Annotated in this window: 19 protein-coding genes; 6 read left to right on the top strand and 13 right to left on the bottom strand. The window is 71.9% G+C overall.

Annotated features, from left to right (window positions below; all coding sequences use genetic code 11):
- Nucleotides 1-6: 6 nt before the first annotated feature.
- From EJG53_RS38170 to EJG53_RS38160, 3 genes are all read right to left on the bottom strand, one after another.
- Complete coding sequence (locus EJG53_RS38170; RefSeq protein WP_125048720.1) at nt 7-591, bottom strand: dihydrofolate reductase family protein; 585 nt, start codon at nt 589-591, stop codon at nt 7-9.
- 278 nt (nt 592-869) lie between these two features.
- Nucleotides 870-1,454: an AMIN-like domain-containing (lipo)protein gene (locus EJG53_RS38165; RefSeq protein ID WP_174856509.1), complete on the bottom strand. Its 585-nt coding sequence runs from the start codon at nt 1,452-1,454 to the stop codon at nt 870-872.
- 55 nt (nt 1,455-1,509) lie between these two features.
- On the bottom strand, nt 1,510-1,803 hold the full coding sequence (locus tag EJG53_RS38160; protein ID WP_125048719.1) for a hypothetical protein: 294 nt from the start codon (nt 1,801-1,803) through the stop codon (nt 1,510-1,512).
- A gap of 21 nt (nt 1,804-1,824) precedes the next feature.
- Here EJG53_RS38160 and EJG53_RS38155 point away from each other — a divergent pair, with 21 nt between their 5' ends.
- The 4 genes from EJG53_RS38155 to EJG53_RS38140 all read left to right on the top strand — a co-directional run bounded on the left by EJG53_RS38155 (nt 1,825) and on the right by EJG53_RS38140 (nt 5,543).
- Nucleotides 1,825-3,315: a selenium-binding protein SBP56-related protein gene (locus EJG53_RS38155; protein WP_125048718.1), complete on the top strand. Its 1,491-nt coding sequence runs from the start codon at nt 1,825-1,827 to the stop codon at nt 3,313-3,315.
- A gap of 163 nt (nt 3,316-3,478) precedes the next feature.
- Entirely contained in the window at nt 3,479-4,117 is a 639-nt protein-coding gene (locus EJG53_RS38150) for a nucleotidyltransferase domain-containing protein (protein ID WP_218041946.1), read from the top strand.
- A 161-nt stretch (nt 4,118-4,278) separates the two neighbouring features.
- Complete coding sequence (locus EJG53_RS38145; RefSeq protein WP_125048716.1) at nt 4,279-4,995, top strand: alpha/beta hydrolase; 717 nt, start codon at nt 4,279-4,281, stop codon at nt 4,993-4,995.
- 83 nt (nt 4,996-5,078) lie between these two features.
- Nucleotides 5,079-5,543 carry a hypothetical protein gene (locus EJG53_RS38140; protein WP_125048715.1) on the top strand — a complete coding sequence of 155 codons (465 nt, stop codon included), beginning with the start codon at nt 5,079-5,081 and terminating at the stop codon, nt 5,541-5,543.
- Between the two features lie 117 nt (nt 5,544-5,660).
- On the opposite strand, the gene uriT is transcribed toward EJG53_RS38140, so the two are convergent.
- The 6 genes from uriT to EJG53_RS38100 form a co-directional block, all read right to left on the bottom strand.
- Complete coding sequence (gene uriT, locus EJG53_RS38135) at nt 5,661-7,100, bottom strand: uridine transporter UriT (RefSeq protein ID WP_125048714.1); 1,440 nt, start codon at nt 7,098-7,100, stop codon at nt 5,661-5,663.
- The gene (uriH, locus tag EJG53_RS38130) at nt 7,097-8,044 is read right to left on the bottom strand and encodes a uridine-preferring nucleoside hydrolase UriH (RefSeq protein ID WP_125048713.1); all 948 of its coding nucleotides are present in this window, start codon (nt 8,042-8,044) and stop codon (nt 7,097-7,099) included. Before uriH ends, uriT begins: the two co-directional genes overlap by 4 nt.
- Before the next feature lie 305 nt (nt 8,045-8,349).
- Nucleotides 8,350-9,963 carry an ATP-dependent DNA ligase gene (locus EJG53_RS38125; RefSeq protein ID WP_125048712.1) on the bottom strand — a complete coding sequence of 538 codons (1,614 nt, stop codon included), beginning with the start codon at nt 9,961-9,963 and terminating at the stop codon, nt 8,350-8,352.
- Between the two features lie 69 nt (nt 9,964-10,032).
- On the bottom strand, nt 10,033-11,934 hold the full coding sequence (locus EJG53_RS40840) for an extracellular solute-binding protein (RefSeq protein ID WP_154806430.1): 1,902 nt from the start codon (nt 11,932-11,934) through the stop codon (nt 10,033-10,035).
- Nucleotides 11,935-11,969: 35 nt separating this feature from the next.
- A complete protein-coding gene (locus EJG53_RS38105; protein ID WP_125048711.1) occupies nt 11,970-12,803 on the bottom strand; it encodes a PfkB family carbohydrate kinase in 834 nt (277 codons plus the stop codon).
- 85 nt (nt 12,804-12,888) lie between these two features.
- Entirely contained in the window at nt 12,889-13,917 is a 1,029-nt protein-coding gene (locus EJG53_RS38100) for an SIS domain-containing protein (protein ID WP_125048710.1), read from the bottom strand.
- 158 nt (nt 13,918-14,075) lie between these two features.
- Here EJG53_RS38100 and EJG53_RS38095 point away from each other — a divergent pair, with 158 nt between their 5' ends.
- Entirely contained in the window at nt 14,076-15,149 is a 1,074-nt protein-coding gene (locus tag EJG53_RS38095) for a LacI family DNA-binding transcriptional regulator (RefSeq protein ID WP_125048709.1), read from the top strand.
- 76 nt (nt 15,150-15,225) lie between these two features.
- On the opposite strand, the gene EJG53_RS38090 is transcribed toward EJG53_RS38095, so the two are convergent.
- From EJG53_RS38090 to EJG53_RS38080, 3 genes are all read right to left on the bottom strand, one after another.
- Nucleotides 15,226-16,098 (bottom strand): helix-turn-helix domain-containing protein, encoded by an 873-nt coding sequence (locus EJG53_RS38090; RefSeq protein WP_125048708.1) that lies wholly within the window; start codon nt 16,096-16,098, stop codon nt 15,226-15,228.
- 141 nt (nt 16,099-16,239) lie between these two features.
- Nucleotides 16,240-16,563: a YkvA family protein gene (locus tag EJG53_RS38085; RefSeq protein WP_125048707.1), complete on the bottom strand. Its 324-nt coding sequence runs from the start codon at nt 16,561-16,563 to the stop codon at nt 16,240-16,242.
- 222 nt (nt 16,564-16,785) lie between these two features.
- A complete protein-coding gene (locus tag EJG53_RS38080) occupies nt 16,786-17,979 on the bottom strand; it encodes an acyltransferase family protein (protein ID WP_125048706.1) in 1,194 nt (397 codons plus the stop codon).
- Between the two features lie 567 nt (nt 17,980-18,546).
- Here EJG53_RS38080 and EJG53_RS38075 point away from each other — a divergent pair.
- The gene (locus EJG53_RS38075) at nt 18,547-19,458 is read left to right on the top strand and encodes a trypsin-like peptidase domain-containing protein (RefSeq protein WP_125048705.1); all 912 of its coding nucleotides are present in this window, start codon (nt 18,547-18,549) and stop codon (nt 19,456-19,458) included.
- Nucleotides 19,459-19,497: 39 nt separating this feature from the next.
- Here EJG53_RS38075 and EJG53_RS38070 read toward each other — a convergent pair whose 3' ends face one another.
- Nucleotides 19,498-21,324 (bottom strand): asparagine synthase-related protein, encoded by a 1,827-nt coding sequence (locus EJG53_RS38070; protein WP_125048704.1) that lies wholly within the window; start codon nt 21,322-21,324, stop codon nt 19,498-19,500.
- Nucleotides 21,325-21,329: the final 5 nt, after the last annotated feature.

The following is a 21,329-nucleotide window of genomic DNA, read 5'->3' as shown; positions in this document are numbered from 1 at the left end:
GGCGGCTCAGCGCCTGCGGCTGTACTTCCGTACGAGGACGCCGTTGTCGAAGGTGCGGACGGAGTCCAGGGTGAAGTCGGTGACCGCGAAGTCCGTGCCGAACATGGGCATTCCCTTGCCGTACACCTGCGGGTAGGTCTTGATCACCAGTTCGTCGACCTCGTCGAGCAGCTCGCCCGCGAGCTGCGAGCCGCCGCAGAGCCAGATGCCCAGGTCGCCGTCCTCGGCCTTGAGGGCGCGGACGGCGCCGACGAGGTCGTCGGTGATCAGGTGCACGTTCGGGTCGGGCGACGTGCCGAGGCTGCGGGAGGCCACGTACTCGCGGAGGTGGCCGTACGGGCTGGTGGTGCCGGCGTCCAGGCCCACCTGGTAGCTGCCGCGCCCCTGGATCACCGTGTCGAACTGCTGGTTCTCGGCGTCGTGGAAGTTCAGGACGGCGCGGCCCTCGGCGGAGACGGTCTCCGGGTACTCCGTCTTGAGGAACTCCAGGAACTCCTCGTTCACGTACTGCATCATCGACGACGCGTCACCGTTCGGGTCGCCGATGAAGCCGTCGATCGAGCAGGCCACGAAGTAAGTGAGCTTGCGCAAAGGGGTCCTCGTTTCCGCTGGCGATGCGGCGGGCGCATCGCGGCCAGGGTGGGGTGGTGGCGGCGCGGGCAGGCTCCCCCGGCGCGCGCAACCACTTCACCTATAGTGCTTCAGGTGCAGTGGTTACGCAAGCCCGTTCCAGGCCGGCAGCCGCATCCACGGACGGATGACACCCGACCCGCGAGGAGGCGGCGGCCCGCGCCCGCCTCCCGCGGACCGAAGGAGCCCGCCGTCCCGGAACCGGGGGCGGCGGGCCCGTACCGCGCGTCGGTCACCGCTCAGGAGTGGGCGACATCCACGATGAGCTGGTTCTTCTGCTGGATGACACGGAACGGGAGCCGCTTGGCGACTCCCAGGCCTATCTGTGTGTCGCCCTCGAAGCTGGCCCCGAACCGGGTGTCCTTGAAGGTGCGGTAACCCTTGACGTCCACCCCCGGGAGCGGCTGGCCGGCCTTGCCCGGGTACGTCGGCTTGCCCGTTTCCGGGTCGTAGCTCGGGGCCGCCACCCGGATCTCCAGGATGGCCCCGCCGCCGACCTTGATCAGATCGCCGGAACCGTCCTGGTGCAGCTCCTTCACATAGCCGATCCGGTAGCCGACCGGCTTGCCGCCCGCGGTCGGCACCTCGAAGACCAGCCGGTCGTAGCAGGCGTGCCGGCCGGCCCTGATCTGCTTCAGCGGCTGGTGGTCGCGCGCGTCGGCGGACTTCAGGGCGCTCCCCCAGCCGCCGGTGTCGCACGCCGCCGTCGGCGCGGCGGCCGGTGCGGCCCCCGACGCCGGAGCGGCCGTCGCCGACACCGCCGTCGCCGACACCGCCGCGCCCGCCAGCACGACCGCCGTCAGCACAGTGCCCAAACGTCGCATCAATGACCCCGTATCTCGTTGCCCGTACGGCAACCGCCGGATTTCGGCGGCCCGTTCACTGCGCGGTCCGGCCGGTCGGATCCGGCCGGTCCGTACCCGCGATCATCGCGTACGGGTCCGACAATCGGACATCCGGTCGGCGACTTCCGGCCACCGCCCGGCCGTCCGGGGCCGGTGTGCCCTTGGCGGCGCGCAGGGCCTGTGCAAGGCTCGCTGCCATCGCGGAGCCGGGTCCGGGCGTGCCCTCCCGCCGGCGCCGCATCGTTCCCATGCCGATACGGCCGCCTGTTACGGACAGTCCGGCGCGGTGTGCGGCCCGGTCGGCAGGCAGGGCCGCGAAACCGGCCACGGAGCCGAGGAGAGCCACAAGATGACCACTTCCGATCACGCCGGTCGAACCTCCCCCAGCACCCACCCCGACGGTACCGACCACCCGCGTCACACCGCCGAGGCGCACCCCTCGGGCCACCCCGACCCCACCCTCTACCGCACGCCCTCCGAGGCCGTCGCCGCTCCCCCGGAGAAGCTCGCCTACCTCGTCGGCTTCGACCGCTCCGCCCGGCGCCCGGACGCCCTGATCGTCGTGGACACCGACCCCGCGTCGAGTTCGTACGGACGGGTGCTGCACCTCGCCGACGTACCCGGACTCGGCGACGAACTCCACCACTTCGGCTGGAACGCGTGCTCCAGCGCCCTCGCCCACGAGGGACATCACCAGCCCGAACGGCGTTACTTACTGGTGCCGGGCCTCCGCTCCTCCCGGCTGCACGTGTTCGACACCCGCCCGGACCCTGCCCGCCCCCGCCTCGTGAAGGTGATCGAAGCCGCCGAACTGGCCGACGCGGCGGGCTACTCCCGGCCGCACACCCTCCACTGCGGGCCCGGCGGCGTCCTGCTCTCCTGCCTCGGCGGCGCGCACGGCAACGACGGTCCCGGCGGCGTCGCGCTGCTCGACCACGAGACCTTCGAGGTGCTGCGCGCCTGGGAGACGGACCGCGGCCCGCAGCGCCTGGCCTACGACGTGTGGTGGCACCTCCAGCACAACATCGCGGTGACCAGCGAGTGGGGCACCCCGTCGATGGTCGAGAACGGCGTCGACCCCGAGCTGCTGCTCGGCCGCGCGTACGGCCACGCGCTGCACTTCTGGGAGCTGGACTCCGGCCGCCACCTGCAACGCCTCGACCTGGGCGACGAACACCAGATGGTGCTGGAACTGCGGCCCGCGCACGACCCGGCGGCGACGTGGGGCTTCGCGGGCGTCGTGGTGAGCGTGGCGGACCTGTCGGCGTCCGTGTGGAGGTGGCAGCGCGAGGACGACGGCCGGTTCACGGCGCACAAGGTCATCACGATCCCGGCGGAGCCCGCCAAGGAGGAGGAGTTGCCGCCGGCCCTCAAGCCGTTCGGCGCGGTGCCGCCGCTGGTCACCGACATCAACCTGTCGGTGGACGACCGCTGGCTGTACGTGTCGGCGTGGGGCACCGGCGAACTCCACCAGTACGACGTGCGCGACCCCGCCCACCCCCGCAAGACCGCGTCCGTACGGCTCGGCGGCATCACCGCCCGGCAGCCGCACCCGGCCGCGCCGGGCCTGCCGCTGACCGGCGACCCGCAGATGGTCGAACTCAGCCGCGACGGACGCCGCGTCTACCTCACCAACAGCCTGTACGGGTCGTGGGACGACCAGTTCTACCCCGACGGCATCCACCCCTGGCTCGCCAAGCTCGACGCCGACCCGGAGCACGGCGGCCTCACCCCCGACCTCCGCTTCTTCCCGCACGGCGAGGACTTCCGGGGGCTGCGCGTCCACCAGACGCGCTTGCAGGGCGGTGACGCGTCGTCCGACTCGTACTGCTACCGCTGACCGCGGCCGTCCGGCGGGCGGGCGTACGGATTCCGCACCGGAACCGTTCGCCCGCCCCACGCGTGACACGGGACACGGGGCACTCGACCGGAACCACCGCCGCGGCCCGCGGACGGGAGGACACAGGACCATGCACGGTGAATCGGGCAGCGCGCGGAGACGTGTGGCGCATCCTTCGGTGGAAGCCGTGGTGCGTGCCTTCCTGGCTAGCGTGGACCGGTCGCGTCCCGGCCTCGTCGAAGGGCTGTATCTGACCGGGTCGCTCGCCCTGGGCGATTTCCGGCCGGGGCGCAGCGACGTCGACTTCGTGGCCGTCACCGCACAGCGCCTCTCGGCGACGGACGTCACGGCGCTCGAACAGGCGCACGCCGTACCGGCACGCGGTCCGGTGCCCGGCGGCTTCGAGGTCGGCGTGGACCGGGCCGCCCTGCACGACTGGATCCTGGGGAACCTCGACGGCTACTGGCGGCGCTGGCACACCACGCACCGCGCACCGCTGTCCTTGGCGAGTCTGGCCGCGCTGGGCGGTTGGGCGACGGCCTGGGGAGTGCTCGGCGTCAGCCGTCTCCACCACACGGCGGCCACCGGGGAGATCGTCTCGAAGAGTGCCGCGGGCCGCTACGCCCTGGAGACGTTCGCTCCCGAGTGGCACCCGGTGATCGAGGAGGCCCTCCGTCTGCACGGCTCCGTCACCGCGCCCCCGGCCGCTCCCTCCCGTCCGCTGCGCAACCCGTTCGCCCGTCGCAGGGCCGCCACGGACTTCGTCGCGATGGTGGTCGAGGACGCGACGTCGGCCGGCTGAACCGACGGCTCCGAAGGGGTCGGAACACGCTGCCAGAGCCTGCGCGATGTCGGATCCGCGCAGGCCGAATGCGCTGGCGCAGGGCTCCGTACGTCGTGTTGCATGCTGCTTCGGAAACCGTCGAGGAGCCTTCCCGACCGACCGTCAGGAGTCGCACCGTCATGTCCACCGCCGCAGTCCGCCCGTCCTTCCTGCTCGTCCACGGCGCCTGGCACCGGCCCACGTGCTGGTCCGCCTTGCAGGACGCCCTCGCCACCGACGGCATGCCGTCCCACACCGTCGACCTGCCCAGCTCCGGCCCGCAGGGCACGCCCGCCGCCGGTGTGTACGACGACGCCGAAGCGATAGCGGCACGGCTGCGCGAGATCGAGGGCCCGGTGGTCGTCGTCGGCCACTCCTACGGCGGCATCCCCGTCACCGAGGCCGCCGTCGGCCATGCGCACGTCGCCCACCTCGTCTACCTCACGGCGTACATGCCGTCGGAGGGCGAGTCGCTCGGCAGCCTGCACGGCCGCGACGCGTCCAAGGGCGTGGACCTCCATGGCGTCCAGCCGTCCATCTTCGAGGACCCGCGTGCGTCGCTGTACGGGGACGTGCCGGACGACGTCGCCGAGCGGGCCGTGGGCCAACTTGTCGAGCAGAGCCGGCGGTCCTTCCAGGAGCCGGTGACCCGTGCGGCGTGGCGCACCGTGCCTTCCACGTACGTGATCTGCGAAGGCGACCAGGCGCTCCAGCCCGCGATGCAGACGAAGATGGCCGCGAACGCCACCCGCGTCGAACGGCTCGGCACCGGCCACTCCCCCTTCCTGGCGGCGCCCGCCGAACTGGCCGCCCTGCTCGGGCGGATCGCCACCGCTCTCCCAGGTCAGCGCGCCTGAAGTCCGTAGAACGGTGCGCAGGGGGCCGCGTCAGGGACACCGCGCTCTGGGCCCGGAGGCACGGCGTCCCTACGATGTGCCCCGTGGACTGGGGGACTCTCGCGGGCACCGCGCTCGGCGCCCTTCTCGGCGTCAGTACGACCCTTCTCGGCGAACGGTCGCGATGGCATCGGGAGCATGCCTCCCGCGAGCGGGCCGCGAAGCAACGGCTGTACAGCGAATACCTCGCGGCACTCTGGCTCACGAGGCACCGGCTCCGGGATCTGCGGCGCAGCGCGGAGCTCACCAGGGAGGAGCGCCGCGAGCGGTCCGGGGAAATCCTCGGGGCCGCCGACGCCTTCCAGCTTCTCTATCAGATGCGCATCATGGCACCCGATTCTCTCGATGCCGCAGCCGTGCACGCCTTCCGGCGGCTGCTGCGCCTGCGGGAACGCTTCGACGAGCCTGACGTGAGCACAGATCCGGAGTGGTCGGCGACTCAAGCGGCACTCCGCGAGGCGCTGGAGGCCCTTCGGCAAGCCATGCGCTCGGACCTCGGCTCACCGTAGGAGCACCGAGCCGCCCTCCACATCGCGCGCATGTCCCTGGTCACATACGACGGCCCGGCCCCTCCTCGCGTTTTCGGGCGAGGAGAGGCCGGGCCGTGCGGTGCCGCTCAGCGGCGGTCACTCATGTGCTTCGGCTTCCACCGGCTTCGGGATCAGGAACGACGCCACGAGGGCGACGGCCATGATGACGACTCCCGCGATCATTCCGGCCGTGTAGCCGGAGGCGGACGACGGGTCGTCGGCCGGTACGGCGGTCTTGACCGCGTACAGGGCCGCGAAGCTGAGGCCGGAGCCGAGGTTGAAGGCACCGGCGTTCAGGCCCGGCAGGAAGCCCGGGTTCTCCTTGGGCGACAGCACGATGCCGAGCCCGTTGAGCACGATGTTCGCCACACCCGCGTAGGTGATGCCCACCAGGATGGAGGCGGCCAGCAGCAGCCCCTTGGAGTGGGCGGAGAGCGTGACGATCATCAGGACGACGGTCGCCGCCGCGCCGACGAGGCCCAGTCGCAGGATGCGCCCGTACCCGAACGTCGCGGCGAGCCGGCCGGCGATCGGGCCCATGGCGAGTCCCGCGATGGCGTACGGCGTGAGCGTCCACCAGGCGGACTGCTCGGCCGACATGCCGAGTCCGGCCTGCGCGTCCTGCGCGAAGGCGGGGATGAGCCCGTTCATGACGGCGAAGACGCCCGTCATCGTCAGCATCGTGGTCAGCAGCGTCGCCCAGGTCGAGCGCTGCCGCAGGTGCCGGGTGGCGACCAGGGGGTGCCCGGAACGGTCCTCGGTGCGCCAGAACAGCCAGAACGCGACCGCCGCCACGACCACCAGGACCGCGATCAGCGGCCAGTTCGCGGCGGCCAGCTTGCCCGCCTCGTTGAGCGCGACGAGCAGCGAACCGACCGACACGACGAGCAGCAGGACGCCCGGCCAGTCCATCCGGTGGCTGTCGGGGACCTTCGACTCCGGCGCCATGACGGCGACCAGGGCGGCGGCGATCGCGGCGACGACGGCCATGGCCCAGAAGACCGCGGCGAAGCCGTGCCGGTCCGCGAGGTAGCCGCCGGCGAGCGAGTCGATGCCGGCGATGCCGCCGTTGACCGCGGTGATCACGCCGAGCAGCGTGCCGTACCGCTTGGGCTCGGTGACCTCGACCCGCAGCATGATCAGACACAGCGGGACGGTCGGCCCGGACACGCCCTGGATGACGCGGCCGACGAACAGCATCGGCACGCTCTGCGCCAGCGCCGCCACGATGCAGCCGACGACCATCAGGGCCATCATCCCGGCGAGCACCTTGCGGCGGCCGACGATGTCACCGAGCCGCGGCAGGAACAGCGAGAACAGCGCCGCGGAGGTGAAGAACGCGGTCTGGGTGAGCCCGATCTCGGCCGAGGTGGCGCCGAGGCTGTCCTCGATGCTCTTCAGCGCGGGGCTGAGCATGCTGGCGTTGAGCTGGAAGGCGACACAGGCCGTCAGCAGCGCCGTGACCAGCACGCCGACCCGTACGGAACGCCCCGGGCCCGTCGATGCGGCGGGCCGGGCGAGGTGCGGCGCGCTCATGCCTCGACGTCGCCGATGCGCTGGAGGGCGTCCACCACCAGGTTCCAGAACCGCTCGTGGTCGAGCTCGACCGCGACCTGGGTACGGCAGTCCTCGGGGATGGGCCAGCGGAAGTCGGTGACGGTCATGCCCATGGTGAGGCCGCCGGTCAGCTCGATGTCCACCGGGGCCTTGCGTACGGTCATCACGTCCGGGTCGATGACGTAGGCCACCGCGCACGGGTCGTGCACCGGCGGGTACTCGAAGCCCTGGTTCTCCCGGTAGGCGTCGCGGAAGAAGTCCAGCAGTTCCAGGACGAACCGGGCGGGCTTGGTGCCGACGTCGGCGATCTTCTTGGTGACCTCGGGGGTCGCCAGCGCCTGGTGGGTGAGGTCCAGGCCGACCATGGTCACCGGCCAGCGCTCGTTGAAGACGATGTGCGCGGCGTGCGGGTCGATGACGATGTTGAACTCGGCGACCGCGCTCCAGTTGCCCTCGTGGAAGCCGCCGCCCATCAGGACGACCTCGCGGACGCGCTCGGCGATCCGGGGCTCCTTGCGCACGGCGAGCGCGATGTTGGTCAGTCCGGCGGTCGGGACGATAGTGATTTCGCCCGGTTCGTGCGACATGACCGTGTCGATGATGAGGTCGACGGCGTGCCGGCGGTCGAGCTCGATGTTCGGCTCGGGCAGGTCCGGGCCGTCCAGTCCGGTGTCGCCGTGGATCTCGGGCGCGTTCTCGATGGTCCGGACGAGGGGCCGCGGGCTGCCGGCCGCGAAGGGCACGCCGGTGATACCGGCGATGCGGGCCACGGACAGCGCGTTGCGGGTGACCTTCTCCAGGGTCTGGTTGCCGACCACGGTGGTCACGGCGACCAGGTCGATGTCGGGATTGCCGTACGCCAGGAGCATGGCGATGGCGTCGTCGTGCCCGGGGTCGCAGTCGAGAATGATCTTTCTGGCCAACGGAAGAGCCCCTTTGCTCAGCTGAAGGTGTTGAAGTGGATCTTGGGGTGCACAGCAGAAGGGCTGTTACCGGAGAGCACGGACGGACGACGGCGCGCCGACCGGGCGGGCGAGGCCGACCGCGGCTGGTGCCACCGGACACCTCCCCTTCGACACGGATCGGGAAATCGATTTCATGAAGGCGCTGCCTCCATGCGGGGCCCTGACCAGCAGTCGAGGCCCTGTCCTGTCATAGTGCCAGAGCAAGCGGGCGGTGCGGGCATCCGGGGCGCGTGCGGGCCCGGACGGGCCCCGGGACGTGTGGATCAGCCGTCGCGCCCCGGCTCCGCGGAGGCTTCGCGGCCGTCGGGCCCGCCCGGCCCGTCGGCCGCGTCCGGCCCCGGCCGCTCGTGCGCGGCCAGGACCGTCTCCACCGTGTCCGCCTCGTCGGCCGTCTTGTCTTCGCGATAGCGCAGCACCCGGGCAAAGCGCAGGGTCACGCCCGCCGGGTAGCGGGTCGAGGTCTGCAGCCCGTCGTACGCGATCTCGACGACCAGTTCGGGGCGGACCGTCACGACGTACCCGCTCTCGTCCACCGCCAGCTCGCGCAGACGTTCCGTCTGCCAGGCCAGCATGACGTCGGTGAGGCCCTTGAAGGTCTTGCCGAGCATGACGAACGTGCCGTCCGGGCCGCGCGCGCCGAGGTGGAGGTTGGAGAGCTTGCCGGTACGGCGGCCGTGCCCCCATTCGGCGGCCAGCACCACCAGGTCGAGCGTGTGCACCGGCTTGACCTTCAGCCAGGCGGCGCCCCGACGGCCCGCGCTGTACGGCGCGTCCAGCGCCTTGACCATGACTCCTTCGTGGCCGCGGCGCAGCGTCTCGGCCCAGAATTCCTCGGCGGCCCGGCGCGCCGCGGTGTCGGCCGGGTCCTCGATCACCGTCCGGCGCACCCGGCGCTCCTCGGGGACCAGCCGGACCAGTTCCGCGTGCCGCCGGTCGCCGGGCAGGTCCAGGAGGTCGTGGCCGTCCACGGCGAGGACGTCGAAGAAGACCGGGGACAGCGGCAGCGCGGCCCGTGCGGCGGCCACGTCCACCCGCGAGCCGAAGCGGCCCGCGATCTGCTGGAACGGCAGCGGGCGGCCGTCGTCGCCGAGCGCGATCACCTCGCCGTCCAGGACGAAGCAGGGCGCGTCCAGGGCGAGCGCGGCTTCGGTGATCTCGGGCAGCCGGTCGGTGACGTCGTCGAGGGTGCGGGTGTAGATCCGTACGTCCGTGCCGTCGCGGTGCACCTGCACCCGGATGCCGTCCAGTTTCTCCTCGACGGCGCACCGTCCGGCCTTGTCGACCGCCTCGGCCAGGGACTTCGCGCCGTGCGCCAGCATCGGCCCGACAGGGCGGCCCACGGTCAGCCGGAACTCGGCCAGCGCCGAGGGCCCCTCGGCGAGCAGGCCGCGGGCGACCTCCTCCAGGGAGCCGGCCAGCATCACGGCCCGCCGTACGTCCGCGACGGGCACCTCGGCCGCCGCAGCGATCGCCTCGGCGGCGACGGCGTCCAGCGCGCCCTGCCGTACCTCACCGGTCAGCAGCCCGATGAGGAAACGTTGCTCCTCCGCGGTCGCCGCCTCCAGCAGCTCCTGTACGAGACGCCGCCGCTCGGCCTGGGAACCGGGCCCCGCGACGGCGGCCAGCGCGGTCAGTGCCGCGTCGGTGCCGAGCACGGTCAGCGTGGCGGTGTCCGCGGCGGGCACCGGGTCCCGCAGGACGCTCCAGCCGACCCCGATCCGGCCCTGCGGCAGCCGCCCGGCCAGGTAGGCGATGGCCACCGGCGCGTCGTCGGGCTCGGCCTGGCGGAACAGTTCGGCCAGCAGTTTGATCTTCTGGGAACGCGCCGAGGTGGCGGCGACCTCCCCGGACACATGGGCGAGACGAGCCAGCAGCATGCAGCCATCCTGCAACGCCACCGCCTCCGCCGCACGATCACCGGCGCCGGCGCCCGGCCGCTCCCCCGCTCACTTCCCGATCCCCTCGGACAGCCCGCGCACGAAGTGCCGCTGGGCGACCAGGAAGATCACGATCATCGGCAGCGCGGCGATGGTCAGGCCCGCGAAGAGCACCGGCCAGTCGGAGTTGAGGCGCCCGGCCATGTCGGCGAGCCCCACGGGCAGCGTCTTCAGGTGGCCGTCGGTGATGAAGACGAGCGCGAAGGCGTACTCGTTCCAGGAGAAGAGCGCCTGGAGGAGCGCCGCGGAGACCAGGATCGGCCGGGCCATCGGGACGACGACCCGCCAGAAGATCTGCCGGCGGCCCGCCCCGTCGATCAGCGCCGCTTCCTCCACCTCCACCGGCTGGCCCAGCAGGTAGGCGCGGATCAGGAAGGTGGTGAAGGGCACCTTGAACGCGGTGTAGAGGACGATCAGCGCCCAGTAGGTGTCGTAGATGTGCAGTGCCTGGAGGAGTTGCGTCAGCGGGACCAGCGCCACGGTCGGCGAAAGCATCATGGCACCGAGGACGAGCAGCAGCGCGGGCTGGGAGAACGGCATGGCGAGCCGGGTCAGGCCGTACGCCGCCCAGGCGCTGATCAGGACGACGGCCAGGACGCTGGCGGCGGTGACCAGCACGCTGTTGAGCAGATAGCCCAGCACCCCCTGGTGCCACGCGTCGGCGTACGTCCCCCAGTCGGGGTGCGCGGGCAGCCCCCACGGGTCGGAGAAGATCTCCCCGTTCGTCTTGAGGCCGGACAGGGCCATCCAGCACAGCGGGTAGACGACCGCGACGGCGAGCGCGGCGAGTCCGCAGTACGTGAGGACCCGCAGCACGACCGAACCGGAACGGGCGGGCCGGTCGCGGCGTCCACCGGGCGAGGCCGGCGGGACGTCCGCCGGTGCCGGCCTGTGCAGGGTCAGGGTCATGCCGCTACCGCCTTCCGGCGCGAGTGGAGGAGCTGGACGGCACCGGCCACGAAGGTGATGGCGAACATGACGGTGCCGACGGCCGCGGCGTACCCCATGTCGTCCCCGGTGAAGGCACTGGCGTACAGCCAGGTGCCCAGTGTCTGGCTGGAGTTGGAGGGCCCGCCCGTACAGCAGCCGGGTCTGCGCGGACTCGTGGCTCATGCTCGTACCGGACGGTCCCATGCAGTGTTTCCTGAGCTGGGCGAGGTCGTCGAAGGCGCGCTCGTAGCCGGGGTGGCTGAAAGCCTCCGTACCCCCCTCGCCGTCGTAGTCCCTGGCCAGGACGGCGGGCGGTACCTCCATCGCGTTGAACTGGGTGAGCAGGTGGCCGGCGGGCCAGCCGTACTGGTTGCCGAAGGCGAGCGGCGTGCGGCCCGCCGCGGCGATGCGGTCGCAGGCCGTCAGCAGTTCGGGAAAGGTCCGCGGCTCCCGAGTGACGCCGGCCTGCGCGAAGATCTCCTTGCTGTACGCGAAGACCTTGGCGTCCATGTCCAGCGGCACCCCGTACCGGCGCCCGCCGAAGGTGAACGCGTTCAGCGCGTCCGCCTCGAACGACCGGCCCCACGCGGTGCCGTCGAGGGGTTCCGACAGGTCGGCGGCGAGCCGGCCGTCGGCGAACTTCCGCGCGTACCGGCCGGGCCAGGCGAAGTAGATGTCGGGCATCTGCCGGGACGCGGCCAATACCGCGATGCGGTCCTTGTACGGCTGGTCGCCGACGGCCTGGAGGTCGATGCTCACGCCCGGGTTCCGGCGCTCGTACGCACGGGCCGCCGCCTCGAAGTACGGGGCGTACTCCGGATCGGCCCACTTCTCCAGGACGGTGAGGTGCCCGCGCGGCGGCCCGTCGAGGGCGAAGTCGTTCGGGGTGACGCGGACGGGGGCCTGTCCGCACCCGCTGACCAGGAGGGTCAGCAGGAGGACGAGCAGGCGGCCGGCCGCGGTGGCGGGAGTGCGGCGCATCGGCTCTCTCCTGGAGGGGAGTTCTGGCGAGGCGGTCAGGGACATCGGGACGGGTCGCGGGGGTGCGAGCCGTCCAGGGCGAGGGGCCGGCCGAAGGCGCCGGGCAGGGTGCAGACGGCCGCCGCGTACGTGGCGGCGTACCCGGCCGCGTCGGCGAGGGTGCGGCCCCGGTGGAGGGCGAGGTGCAGGGCGGCGATGAAGGAGTCGCCGGCGCCGAGGGTGTCGGTGGCGCGGACGGGCACCACCGGCTGGTGGTGCGTGGTGCCCTCGTACGACAGGTACGCGCCCCGGGCACCGCGCGTCACCACGGCCAGCTTCGCGCCGAGGCGGTGCGCGGCGGCCAGCAGCCCGACGGCCTCCGCGGCGTCCGCGCCGGGCCGCGAGAGGACGGCACTGCGCACGAAGGGCAGCAGCGGTTCGGCGTAACTCCACTCCCGGTCCGAGAAGTCGAAGCTCACCGGGCAGGCGGCGGCCAGCCGCGGCAACTGCTCCTCCATGCCGCTGCAGTCGCCGGTGTGCACCAGGTCGAAGCCGCGCAGCCAGCGCAGGTCGGCGTCGTCCGGGGTGAAGAGGGAGACCGTCGCGTCGCAGTCGCCGAAGGTGCGGTTGCCGTCGCGGTCGAGGTGGACGGTGGCGTACGCGTTGGGCCCGTCGGCGATACGGGACCGTTCCGTCGATACGCCCTCGGCCGCCAGCGCCGCCCGTACGTGCCGGCCGGCCGCGTCGCTGCCGGTGACGCCGAGATACGCGGCCTCCGCGCCGCAACGTGCCGCGTGCACCGCGACGTTGAGGGCGTTGCCGCCCGGGTACATCAGGCCGCGCCGGGGGTAGCGATCGACGACGTTGTCGCCGAGTCCGCAGATGCGCATACCGCTCTTTCCTCCAGTTGGCTCCGGTGGGGCCCGGTCCGGCGCGCCGACGCGCACCGGGCCGGGCGGCCGCGGCGGCGCGGGCTCAGTACTCGACCTGGAACATGTAGCGGCGCTTGTCGAGGTCGTGGCCGCGCACGGACTCGTAGTGCCGGGCCAGCCGGGTGCCGAAGACGTCCAGCGCGATGGGCGTGATGTCGCCGCGCACCGCCTCCGGCACGCCGGGCAGCGAGAAGAGCCGGGAGTCGACGTAGTGGGCTTTGCTGGTGTACTTGTCGAGAAACGCCTTGGCGCGTTCGGCCATCGGGCGGGTGGCGTCCTCGCCGAGGAAGAGGATCACCGGCTGGTCCTCGGTGACGACCTCGAAGGCGCCGTGGAAGAACTCACCGGCGTGGTAGCTGCCGCCGTGCTTCCACTGCATCTCCATCAGGTAGCACATGGTGAAGCCGTAGCCCGCGCCGTAATTGGGGCCTGCGGAGAGCACGTACGTCACCGGCTCGTCGGCCAGCGCGGTGGCGATGGAGTGGGCGAGCGCCTCGCCCTCCTCCTGGGCGGTGTAGAGGGCGTCGGGCAGCGCTTCGTACGCCTTGCGGACGGCCGCGTAGTCGCCCTCCACACCCGTACTTTCCAACAGCGCGTACGCGAGCTGGCCGAAGAGGACGCCCTTGGGGGCGACGACGGTGTCCTCGCTGCGGTACGTGAAGGCGATGTCGGCGGCCTGCGCCAGGGGGCTGTCGTCGTCGCGGGTGAGCGCGGCGACCCTGGCGCCGGTGGAGCGGGCGTAGTGGGCCGCGGCGACGGTCTCCTTGGTGGTGCCGGTGTGCGAGGAGACCAGGACGAGGGAGCCTTCGCCGAGCAGTGCGGGCTTGCGCAGGTTGAACTCGTCGCTGTTCATGTGGAAGACGGGGAATCCGGCGCGGGTCTCCAGGAGGAAGTGCACCGGGTAGGAGGCGGTGAGCGAGCCTCCGCAGCCGACCAGGAAGACGTTGCGCAGACCGGCTGCGACGACGTCGGCCACGAAGGCGCGGGCCGTCTCGTGCTGACCGAGGGCGAAGGCCACGGCCTCCTTGAAGTCCTCGGTGATGGGCTTGAGGGGCAGGGTTGCGGTGGTCACGCGGGTCCTCTCCGAGCAGGTTGGGAACGTTCCCACAACACGCCGGGAACGCCCCGCGACGTCGTTTTGGGAACGTTCCCATCGGGAATGCTGGGAACCTTCCCACCGCTCTCCGCAGAGCGTCAATACCCCTGCACAGCCGATAGCCTGGCGAGGCCATGACGACGAACCGACGCAGCGGCCCGCACCGGCCCGCCACGATCCCCGACGTCGCCCGCGAGGCGGGCGTCTCCCGGTCCACCGCCTCCCGGGCCCTCGCCGACTACGGCTCCGTCAGCCCCGAGGCCCGCGAACGCGTACGGGCCGCCGCGGAAAAACTCGGCTACCGCCCCAACCAGCTCGCCCGTTCCATGATCACGGGCCGTACGCACACGCTGGGCGCGGTCGTCGCCGACATCCAGAACCCGTTCTTCGCGGGCGTCACCCGCGGCATCACCGACGCCGCCCGCGCCGCCGGCTACCAGGTCCTCCTGGCCAACACCGACGAGGACCCGGCCGCCGAACGGGCCGCCGTGAAGACCCTGCGCGACCGGCACGTCGACGGCCTGATCGTCTCCCCCGCCTCCACCACGGACACCGCCCACCTCACGGCCGCGCACACCGGCGGCTGCCCCGTCGTCCTCCTCGACCGGCGGGTCCCCCGCCTCGACCTGGACTCCGTCACCGTCGACAACCACGGCGCGGCCCAGGACGCCGTACGCCGTCTGCTCGCCGTGGGACACCGGCGGATCGCCCTGGTCAGCCTGGTCGGCAACGACGCCACCGACGACCCGGTGGACCCCGGCTCCACCGGCCTCGCACGCATGGCGGGCTACCGCGCCGCCCTCCGCGAAGCAGGCATCGAGGACACCGGAACGTATCTGCGCACCGGCGCCTTCCACGGCCAGGACCCGGCCCTCCTCGCCCGCGACCTGCTGGACTCCCCCGAACCGCCCACCGCGGTCTTCGCCACCGACAGCCTGGTCGCGCTCGGCGTGCTGTCCGCCGCACGCGAACTGCGCCTGCGCGTCCCCGAAGACCTCTCCGTGATCACCTTCGACGACACCGACTGGGCCCGCGCCGTACGCCCCCGCATCAGCGTCGTCGCCCAGCCCGTCCAGGAACTCGGCGCCCAGGCCGTACGCGCCCTGATCGCCCGCGTCGAGGGCGGCACGCACCACCCCGAACACACCACGCTGCCGACGGAGTTCATCGAGCGGGAGTCGGTCGCGCGGGCGAGGACGAGACCGTGAGGCGGGACAAGTGCGGCGGCCGGCCCATGGCCGAGGTACGCCCCTGACCCGCGCGCTCTCGGCCACTTCCGATCTCTCAAGACCGGGTGTGACCGCCCACCTCGGCGCGGTAACCGGCACCGGCGTCGCGTCGAGTGGCATGGAGGGTGCCAAGGAGGTTGAGGGCCTCGGCGCTCGGGGTGTGTGGTTCGGCGTGGTAGATGACGAGTTGCTGCCCGGGGGCGTCGCGGACGTCGAAAGCCTGGTAGGTGAGGGCGAGCGGGCCGACGTCCGGGTGCACGAGGTGCTTGGCGTCCTGGGTCTTGCCGCGTACGGCGTGGGCGCTCCACAGGCGGGCGAAGTCCGGGCTGCGCCCGGTGAGGGTACGGACGAGTGCGCGCAGCCGGGGGTGGTCGGGATCGTGGCCGTACGCCTGGCGCAGGTTGGCGACGGTGGCCTCGGCCGCCGCGTTCCAGTCCGCGTAGAAGCTCCGGCCCGCGGGGTCGGCGAAGACCATACGGGCCAGGTTGTCCGCCGGCCGGAACGGGGTGAAGAGGGCCTCGGCCAGGGCGTTGGCGGCGAGGAGGTCCAGGGCCGGACTGAGCACGAAGGCCGGGGTGCCGGGGAATCCGTCCATCAACTGCCGCAGCGCGGGGGCGACCGTCCGGTCGGCGTACGGAGAAGGCCGGTCGGCCGGGGCCGCCCCGGCCAGCCTGTACAGGTGCGTCCGGGCGTCGGCTTCGAGGCGCAGCGCGCGGCTGAGGGCGTCGAGCACCTGCGGTGAGGGGTTGCGCTCACGGCCTTGTTCCAGGCGGGTGTAGTAGTCGGCGTTCATCCCTGACAGGACGGCGACCTCTTCGCGGCGCAGTCCGGGGACTCTGCGGGGCCCGTAACTCGCCATGCCGACGTCCTCCGGCCGCAGCCCGGCGCGGCGTGCGCGCAGGAAGTCCCCCAGGTGGTTGTCGTCCATGGGGGCAAGGTTAGGCGGGGGTTCGGTGCGCTGCCTGGGTGTGCCGCACCCAGGCAACGGGCGTCCTGGCCGGTGACGCCGTACGGGCGGGACTCGGTGAAGCCCGATGCGCCGGGCGTGCGGGCCGCTGCTCGCCGTACCTCAGGCTTCCGCCTCCACCTCCGCCGCCGAGGCCCGCTTCCCCTTGCCCACTCCCGAGGCTTCGGCCGCCGCCTGCAACGACCGGAGGGCCAGCAGGAGCACGCCGATGTCGTCGAGCAGGACCGGGTCCGGCAGCAGGTCGACCGGGGAGATCACGTAGAGCAGCGCACCCCAGTACGCGAGCTTGTTCTCCAGGGGGACGCCCGCGTCACGCAGGGCGTGGCGCGCGCGGACCACCTTGACCAGGAGCACGATCGCCGCGCCGACCATCGCCGCGAGCAGGACCGCCAGGATCACCACGATTGCCCACATCTCACCGCTCATCCCTGACGTCTTCCCTCCGTCGCGTGGGGAATGCCGGTCGGCACCGGCATTCTTCGTCCGGCGCCTCGGCACCCGCTTCAACGAGCGGCGGGAGGAAAGGAAACGAAAGGCTGCACGGTAAACGGTGCAGGGGAAGCGGGGTGGGTGAAAAGGTACAGGGGAGGACGTACGGGGTGGCCGGGGCGGAAGTTCTTCGCGGGTCGGCGCGATCGCCCCGGACCGTCAGCGCAGCAATTCCGCGTCCGGTTTCCGTTCCTCGCGCACGATTTCCCTGCTTTTCTCCACAGGTGGCACGGGAGCGCGGATCGCTTTCGCCCGGGAGTGGAATCGCATTTCCTCCACGCTTTTCTGCATGGACGTCCGGAGTTTCCGGCCCAGCGGCCGTTCCACGAAGCGGTGCACCAGCCAGGAAAGGGCCAGCATGAGGAGGACGATGCCCGGCAGCAGGACCAGGGCGGGAACACGGTCGCGCAGCAGGTCGATCAGGGTGAAACCCACGTACATGTGGAGCAGGTAGAGCGGATACGTGAGCGATCCGGCCGTGGACAGCCAGCGCCACTGGAGTTTGTCGAACCACCCGAGCGCAATGGCGGCCATCAGCGCGAAGGCCGCCAGGACGGCCAGCCGCACCGGCCATCCCTGCGCCAGGTCCGCCTTCGCACCGAGATTCATCACCAGCCGACCGCGCAGATAGTGCTGGGCCAGCAGGAAGGAGACCGCCACGATCGCCCACAGCAGGACGGTGGGCCGGAACCGGTACATGAGGTAGAAGGCGATGCCCGCGATGAAGTACGGGGAGTACGGCGCGATCGCCCACACCGAGAGCAGGTCACTGTTGGACTTCAGCGCCACCACCCCGGCCACGGTCCACAGGCCGCAGAAGAGCACACAACGGCGGTACGTGACCCCGCGGAAGACCACGACCGCGAAGAGCAGGTAGAACTTCAGCTCGATGAACAGCGTCCAGTACGCGTCGTCCACGTCGGGCACGCCGAGTCCCTGCTGGAGCATGGTGAGGTTGGTCAGCACCGTCTCCCAGTTGTCCGCGCTGCGGACGTTCGGCCACACCGTCAGGACCGCCGCCGTCAGCAGCACGGCGACCCAGTAGGCCGGATAGAGGCGGGAGACGCGGGAGGTCACGAAATCGCCGAGCGAACGCCCCCAGGCGCTCATACAGATGACGAACCCGCTGATCAGAAAGAAGACTTCGACGCCCAGCCACCCGTACTCCGACAGGTGGTGGACGAGCGGGGAGAAGGCCTGCGGATCGTCGCCCCAGCCGTCGCGCAGGGTGATGTAGTGATACGCCAGGACCATCAGGGCGGCCAGCAGCCGCAGTCCGTCGAGGACACGCAGTCTGGGCCGCCGCACCTCTCCCTGCGGGCCGGGAGGGTGCGGGGGCGCGGCGTAAAGCATCCGGGTCCTTAACGACGGTGCGGCGGCAACCTGTCCGAGTTTTACGGTAAACAGCGGAAAATGCGCGAACGGATCGCGGAGTTTAGCGTACGACACCTCACCTGCCTCATGTCCACAACGCCCGCGAACTTCCTGAACTTCGGCCGCGGTGCAGGTCAACGGGGTATCGCCACGGTAACGCCGGATGACGCGCGCCGTGTTTGTGAGAAACGCATGAGAAAACGCGGCGGCAGCCAACCGTTCGGATTCGGGAGGTGTCGGGTTCGGGGGTTCGGTCCGGATTGGGCCGGGTCCGGTCCGGGTTCGGTCCGGGTTCGGGGGTTCGGTCCGGCTTCGAGGTTCCTGCCGAGCCCGACCCGGGGAAGCGGCGCGCGCGGGCAGCGCGCAAGCCGGTCACAGCCCACCAGCCCCAGCCCTCGCCCCTGCTCCCATCCCTCCCACCCCGCACAAATCCGAACAACTTTCCGCCGGTTACGGCGAACTTGTTGCCAGCAGCCCCCGTTGCCCCAACAATGCGCACGTCAAAGCCGAAGGAACTTCGGCCACATATTCTGAGAGGACCCCCACATGAGAAGCCCTCTCGTCGGTGCCCTGGCCACGGCCGTCCTGGGTACCGCCGCCCTCGTGGGCACCGCCGGAACCGCCGGTGCTGCCACACCCTCGGGCGCCGCCGGGCACACGGCGGCGCCCTCGCTCCAGCGCACGACGGACGTCACGCTCACCGGAGCCGATGCGGCGGCTCCCCGGGCGGTGTCCTTCGCCGGCACGGTGGCCCTCAGCAACTGTTCCGGAGCGATCGTCCGGATGCCCACCTCGACCGACAACGACCCGGCCCTGGTCATGTCCAACGGCCACTGCCTGGAGAGCGGGATGCCCGGTGCGGGCGAGGTCGTCGTCGACCGGCCGTCCAGCCGCAGCTTCACCGTGCTCAGCGCCTCGGCCGGCAACCTCGGCACGGTACGCGCCACCAAGATCACCTACGGCACGATGACCGACACCGACGTCTCGATCTACGAACTCTCCTCCACCTACGCCCAGATACAGCAGCGCTACGGCATCAAGGCGCTGGACGTGGCCACCACGCACCCCGTGAAGGGCGCCGCGATCAGCGTCGTCTCCGGTTACTGGAAGAAGACCTACAACTGCAACGTGGACGGCTTCGCGTACCGGCTGAAGGAGGGCGACTGGACCTGGAAGGACTCGGTCCGCTACACCGCCCCGTGCAAGGTCATCGGCGGCACCTCGGGGTCGCCGGTCGTCGACGTCGCCTCCGGCAAGGTGGCGGCCGTCAACAACACGATCAACGAGAGCGGCCAGCGCTGCACGATGAACAACCCGTGCGAGGTGGACGCCAACGGCCAGGTGAGCGTCCGCCGGGGCATCGGCTACGCCCAGGAGACGTACGAGATACCCAAGTGCTTCGGCACCGGCAACAAGCTCGACCTCGGGCGGCCGGGCTGCGTCCTGCCCAAGCCGTGACCCCTGACCGGCGGGCGCCCCGGGTGCCCGCCGGTCCGGTCAGCCGCCGGGCGGCCTGATGGCGTGCCGCAGCCAGACCTCGCAGGCCAGGGTGTTGTCGAGGGCGCGCATCACGTCCGGCGGCAGGTGCGGCCGGGCCAGGCCGTCCGCGAGGGCCGCGGTGTCCAGGAGCCCGGCGCGGGCCAGCCGCGACTCGTTGAACAGCTCGGCGAGCGCGGCGCGGTTGCGGCGCAGGGCGAAGTAGAAGTCGGCGGTGTACTCGCCCTTCGTGGACCGCGCCAGCAGGTCGTCGGGGACGACGCCCCGCATGGCGGCGGCGAGGACCGGCTTGTAGCGGTCGGGGGCGCCGCGGTCGGCGACCCGTACGGACAGCGCGGCCTCGATCACGCTGTCGTCCAGGAAGGGCGCGGCGTACGGGAGTCCCAGCCCGGTCGCGGCCTGGTCGACCTGCCGGAACGCGCGGCCGCACATCTGCACCCCGGCCAGCGCGGCGTGCTGGCCACGCTGGGCCGCGAGTGCCTCGGGGGTGTCGGCCGCCGCTTCGCGCAGGACGGACCGGACCGCGCCGACCGCCGCCGGAGTGGCCCACGGCGGCATGGCCGAGAACGCCCCCCAGGCCGTGCCGGACATGAAGCGCGCGGGAGGCGGCTTCGCCGGGTCCGGGACGAGGTGATCGGCCCAGGAGGACAGCCATCGGCTGAAGGTACTGCGGTCCGCCAGTCCGCGCAGCAGCGGCAGCAGGGGCTGGGGGCGGGCCGCCCGCTGTCTGCGTATGCGGCCGGGCACGGACCGCGGGTCGCTGCGCAGGACGTCGTGCAGGTACGGCGGAAGGGCGGCGAACAGTTCGTCCCCGCCGCCGCCCGAGAGGTGCAGCACCGACCCGCGCGCGGTCATCAGTCCGGCCAGTGTGGTGAGTTTGGCGCTGTCCCGGACCCAGACGCCCGGCTCGTCCCCAGCCCCGTCCAGGCTGTCCATACCGCTGAACCACAAGGGCGCGCCGGCGCGGCCGGGCAGTACGTGCTCGGCCGCGGGGAGCCGGGCGGTCGCCCGCGCGGCCCAGGCGGCGTCGTCGTTCGCCGGATCGACGCTCTCCCAGCGGAAGGTGACCAGACGGGCCGGGCCGCGCGCGGCGAGGAAGCACAGGCTCGTGGAGTCCATCCCGCCGGAGAGGTCCGAGCTGACGGTCTTGCGTTCGGCGGTGCAGGAGTCCACCGCGGCGGTCAGTGCCCGCCGTACCGCGTCTGCCCCCTGGGCGAGCGGGAGTTCGGGGCCCGGTGGGGTCCACCACCGCCGGGTGGTGGCCCGGCCGTCCGCCTCCAGCAGCAGGCCGTGGCCATCGGGTACGGCGTGGACTCCGCGCCACAGGCAGCCGCCGTCGGCGAGCGGGTACGGAGGCGGTGACGCCAGCAGGCGGAGTGCCAACTGCCGTTCGTCCACGGGCGCGCCGCAAGCCGACGCCAGGACGTCGGCCCGGCTCGCCGCCACCGTCGCACCGCCGATCCGGGCGTGGAAGACCCGGCGTACGGCCGAGGCACTGCCGCGTACCCGGACCCGGCCGCCCGCGGAGAGCACCGCGTGGAAGCTTCCCGCGAGCCCGGCGAGCGCGCTCTCGGCGCCGGTGATGTCCCGGACCCGGCGCAGCCGGTCCGTCAGCGCGTCGACGGTGACCGGGCAGCGCCCGATCACCGCCAGCCGCGCCGCCCCCACCGCGGCGGTCACCATCTGGCCGGCGGGCCAGTTGCCCACCAGCCACGGGCGGCCGGAGTGGTGGGAGACCGTCTCGGTCGCGCCGGAGCGCAGCACGCTCGCCGCGGCCGGTCCGCTCTCGCCGTCGGGGAGGACCGCGAACCACATGTCGGCGGTCAAGTCCG

The sequence above is a fragment of the Streptomyces chrestomyceticus JCM 4735 genome (assembly GCF_003865135.1).
Taxonomy (GTDB): domain Bacteria; phylum Actinomycetota; class Actinomycetes; order Streptomycetales; family Streptomycetaceae; genus Streptomyces; species Streptomyces chrestomyceticus.
Note: the sequence above shows the minus strand (reverse complement) of the source record. Positions and strands in the feature narration are given on the sequence as shown.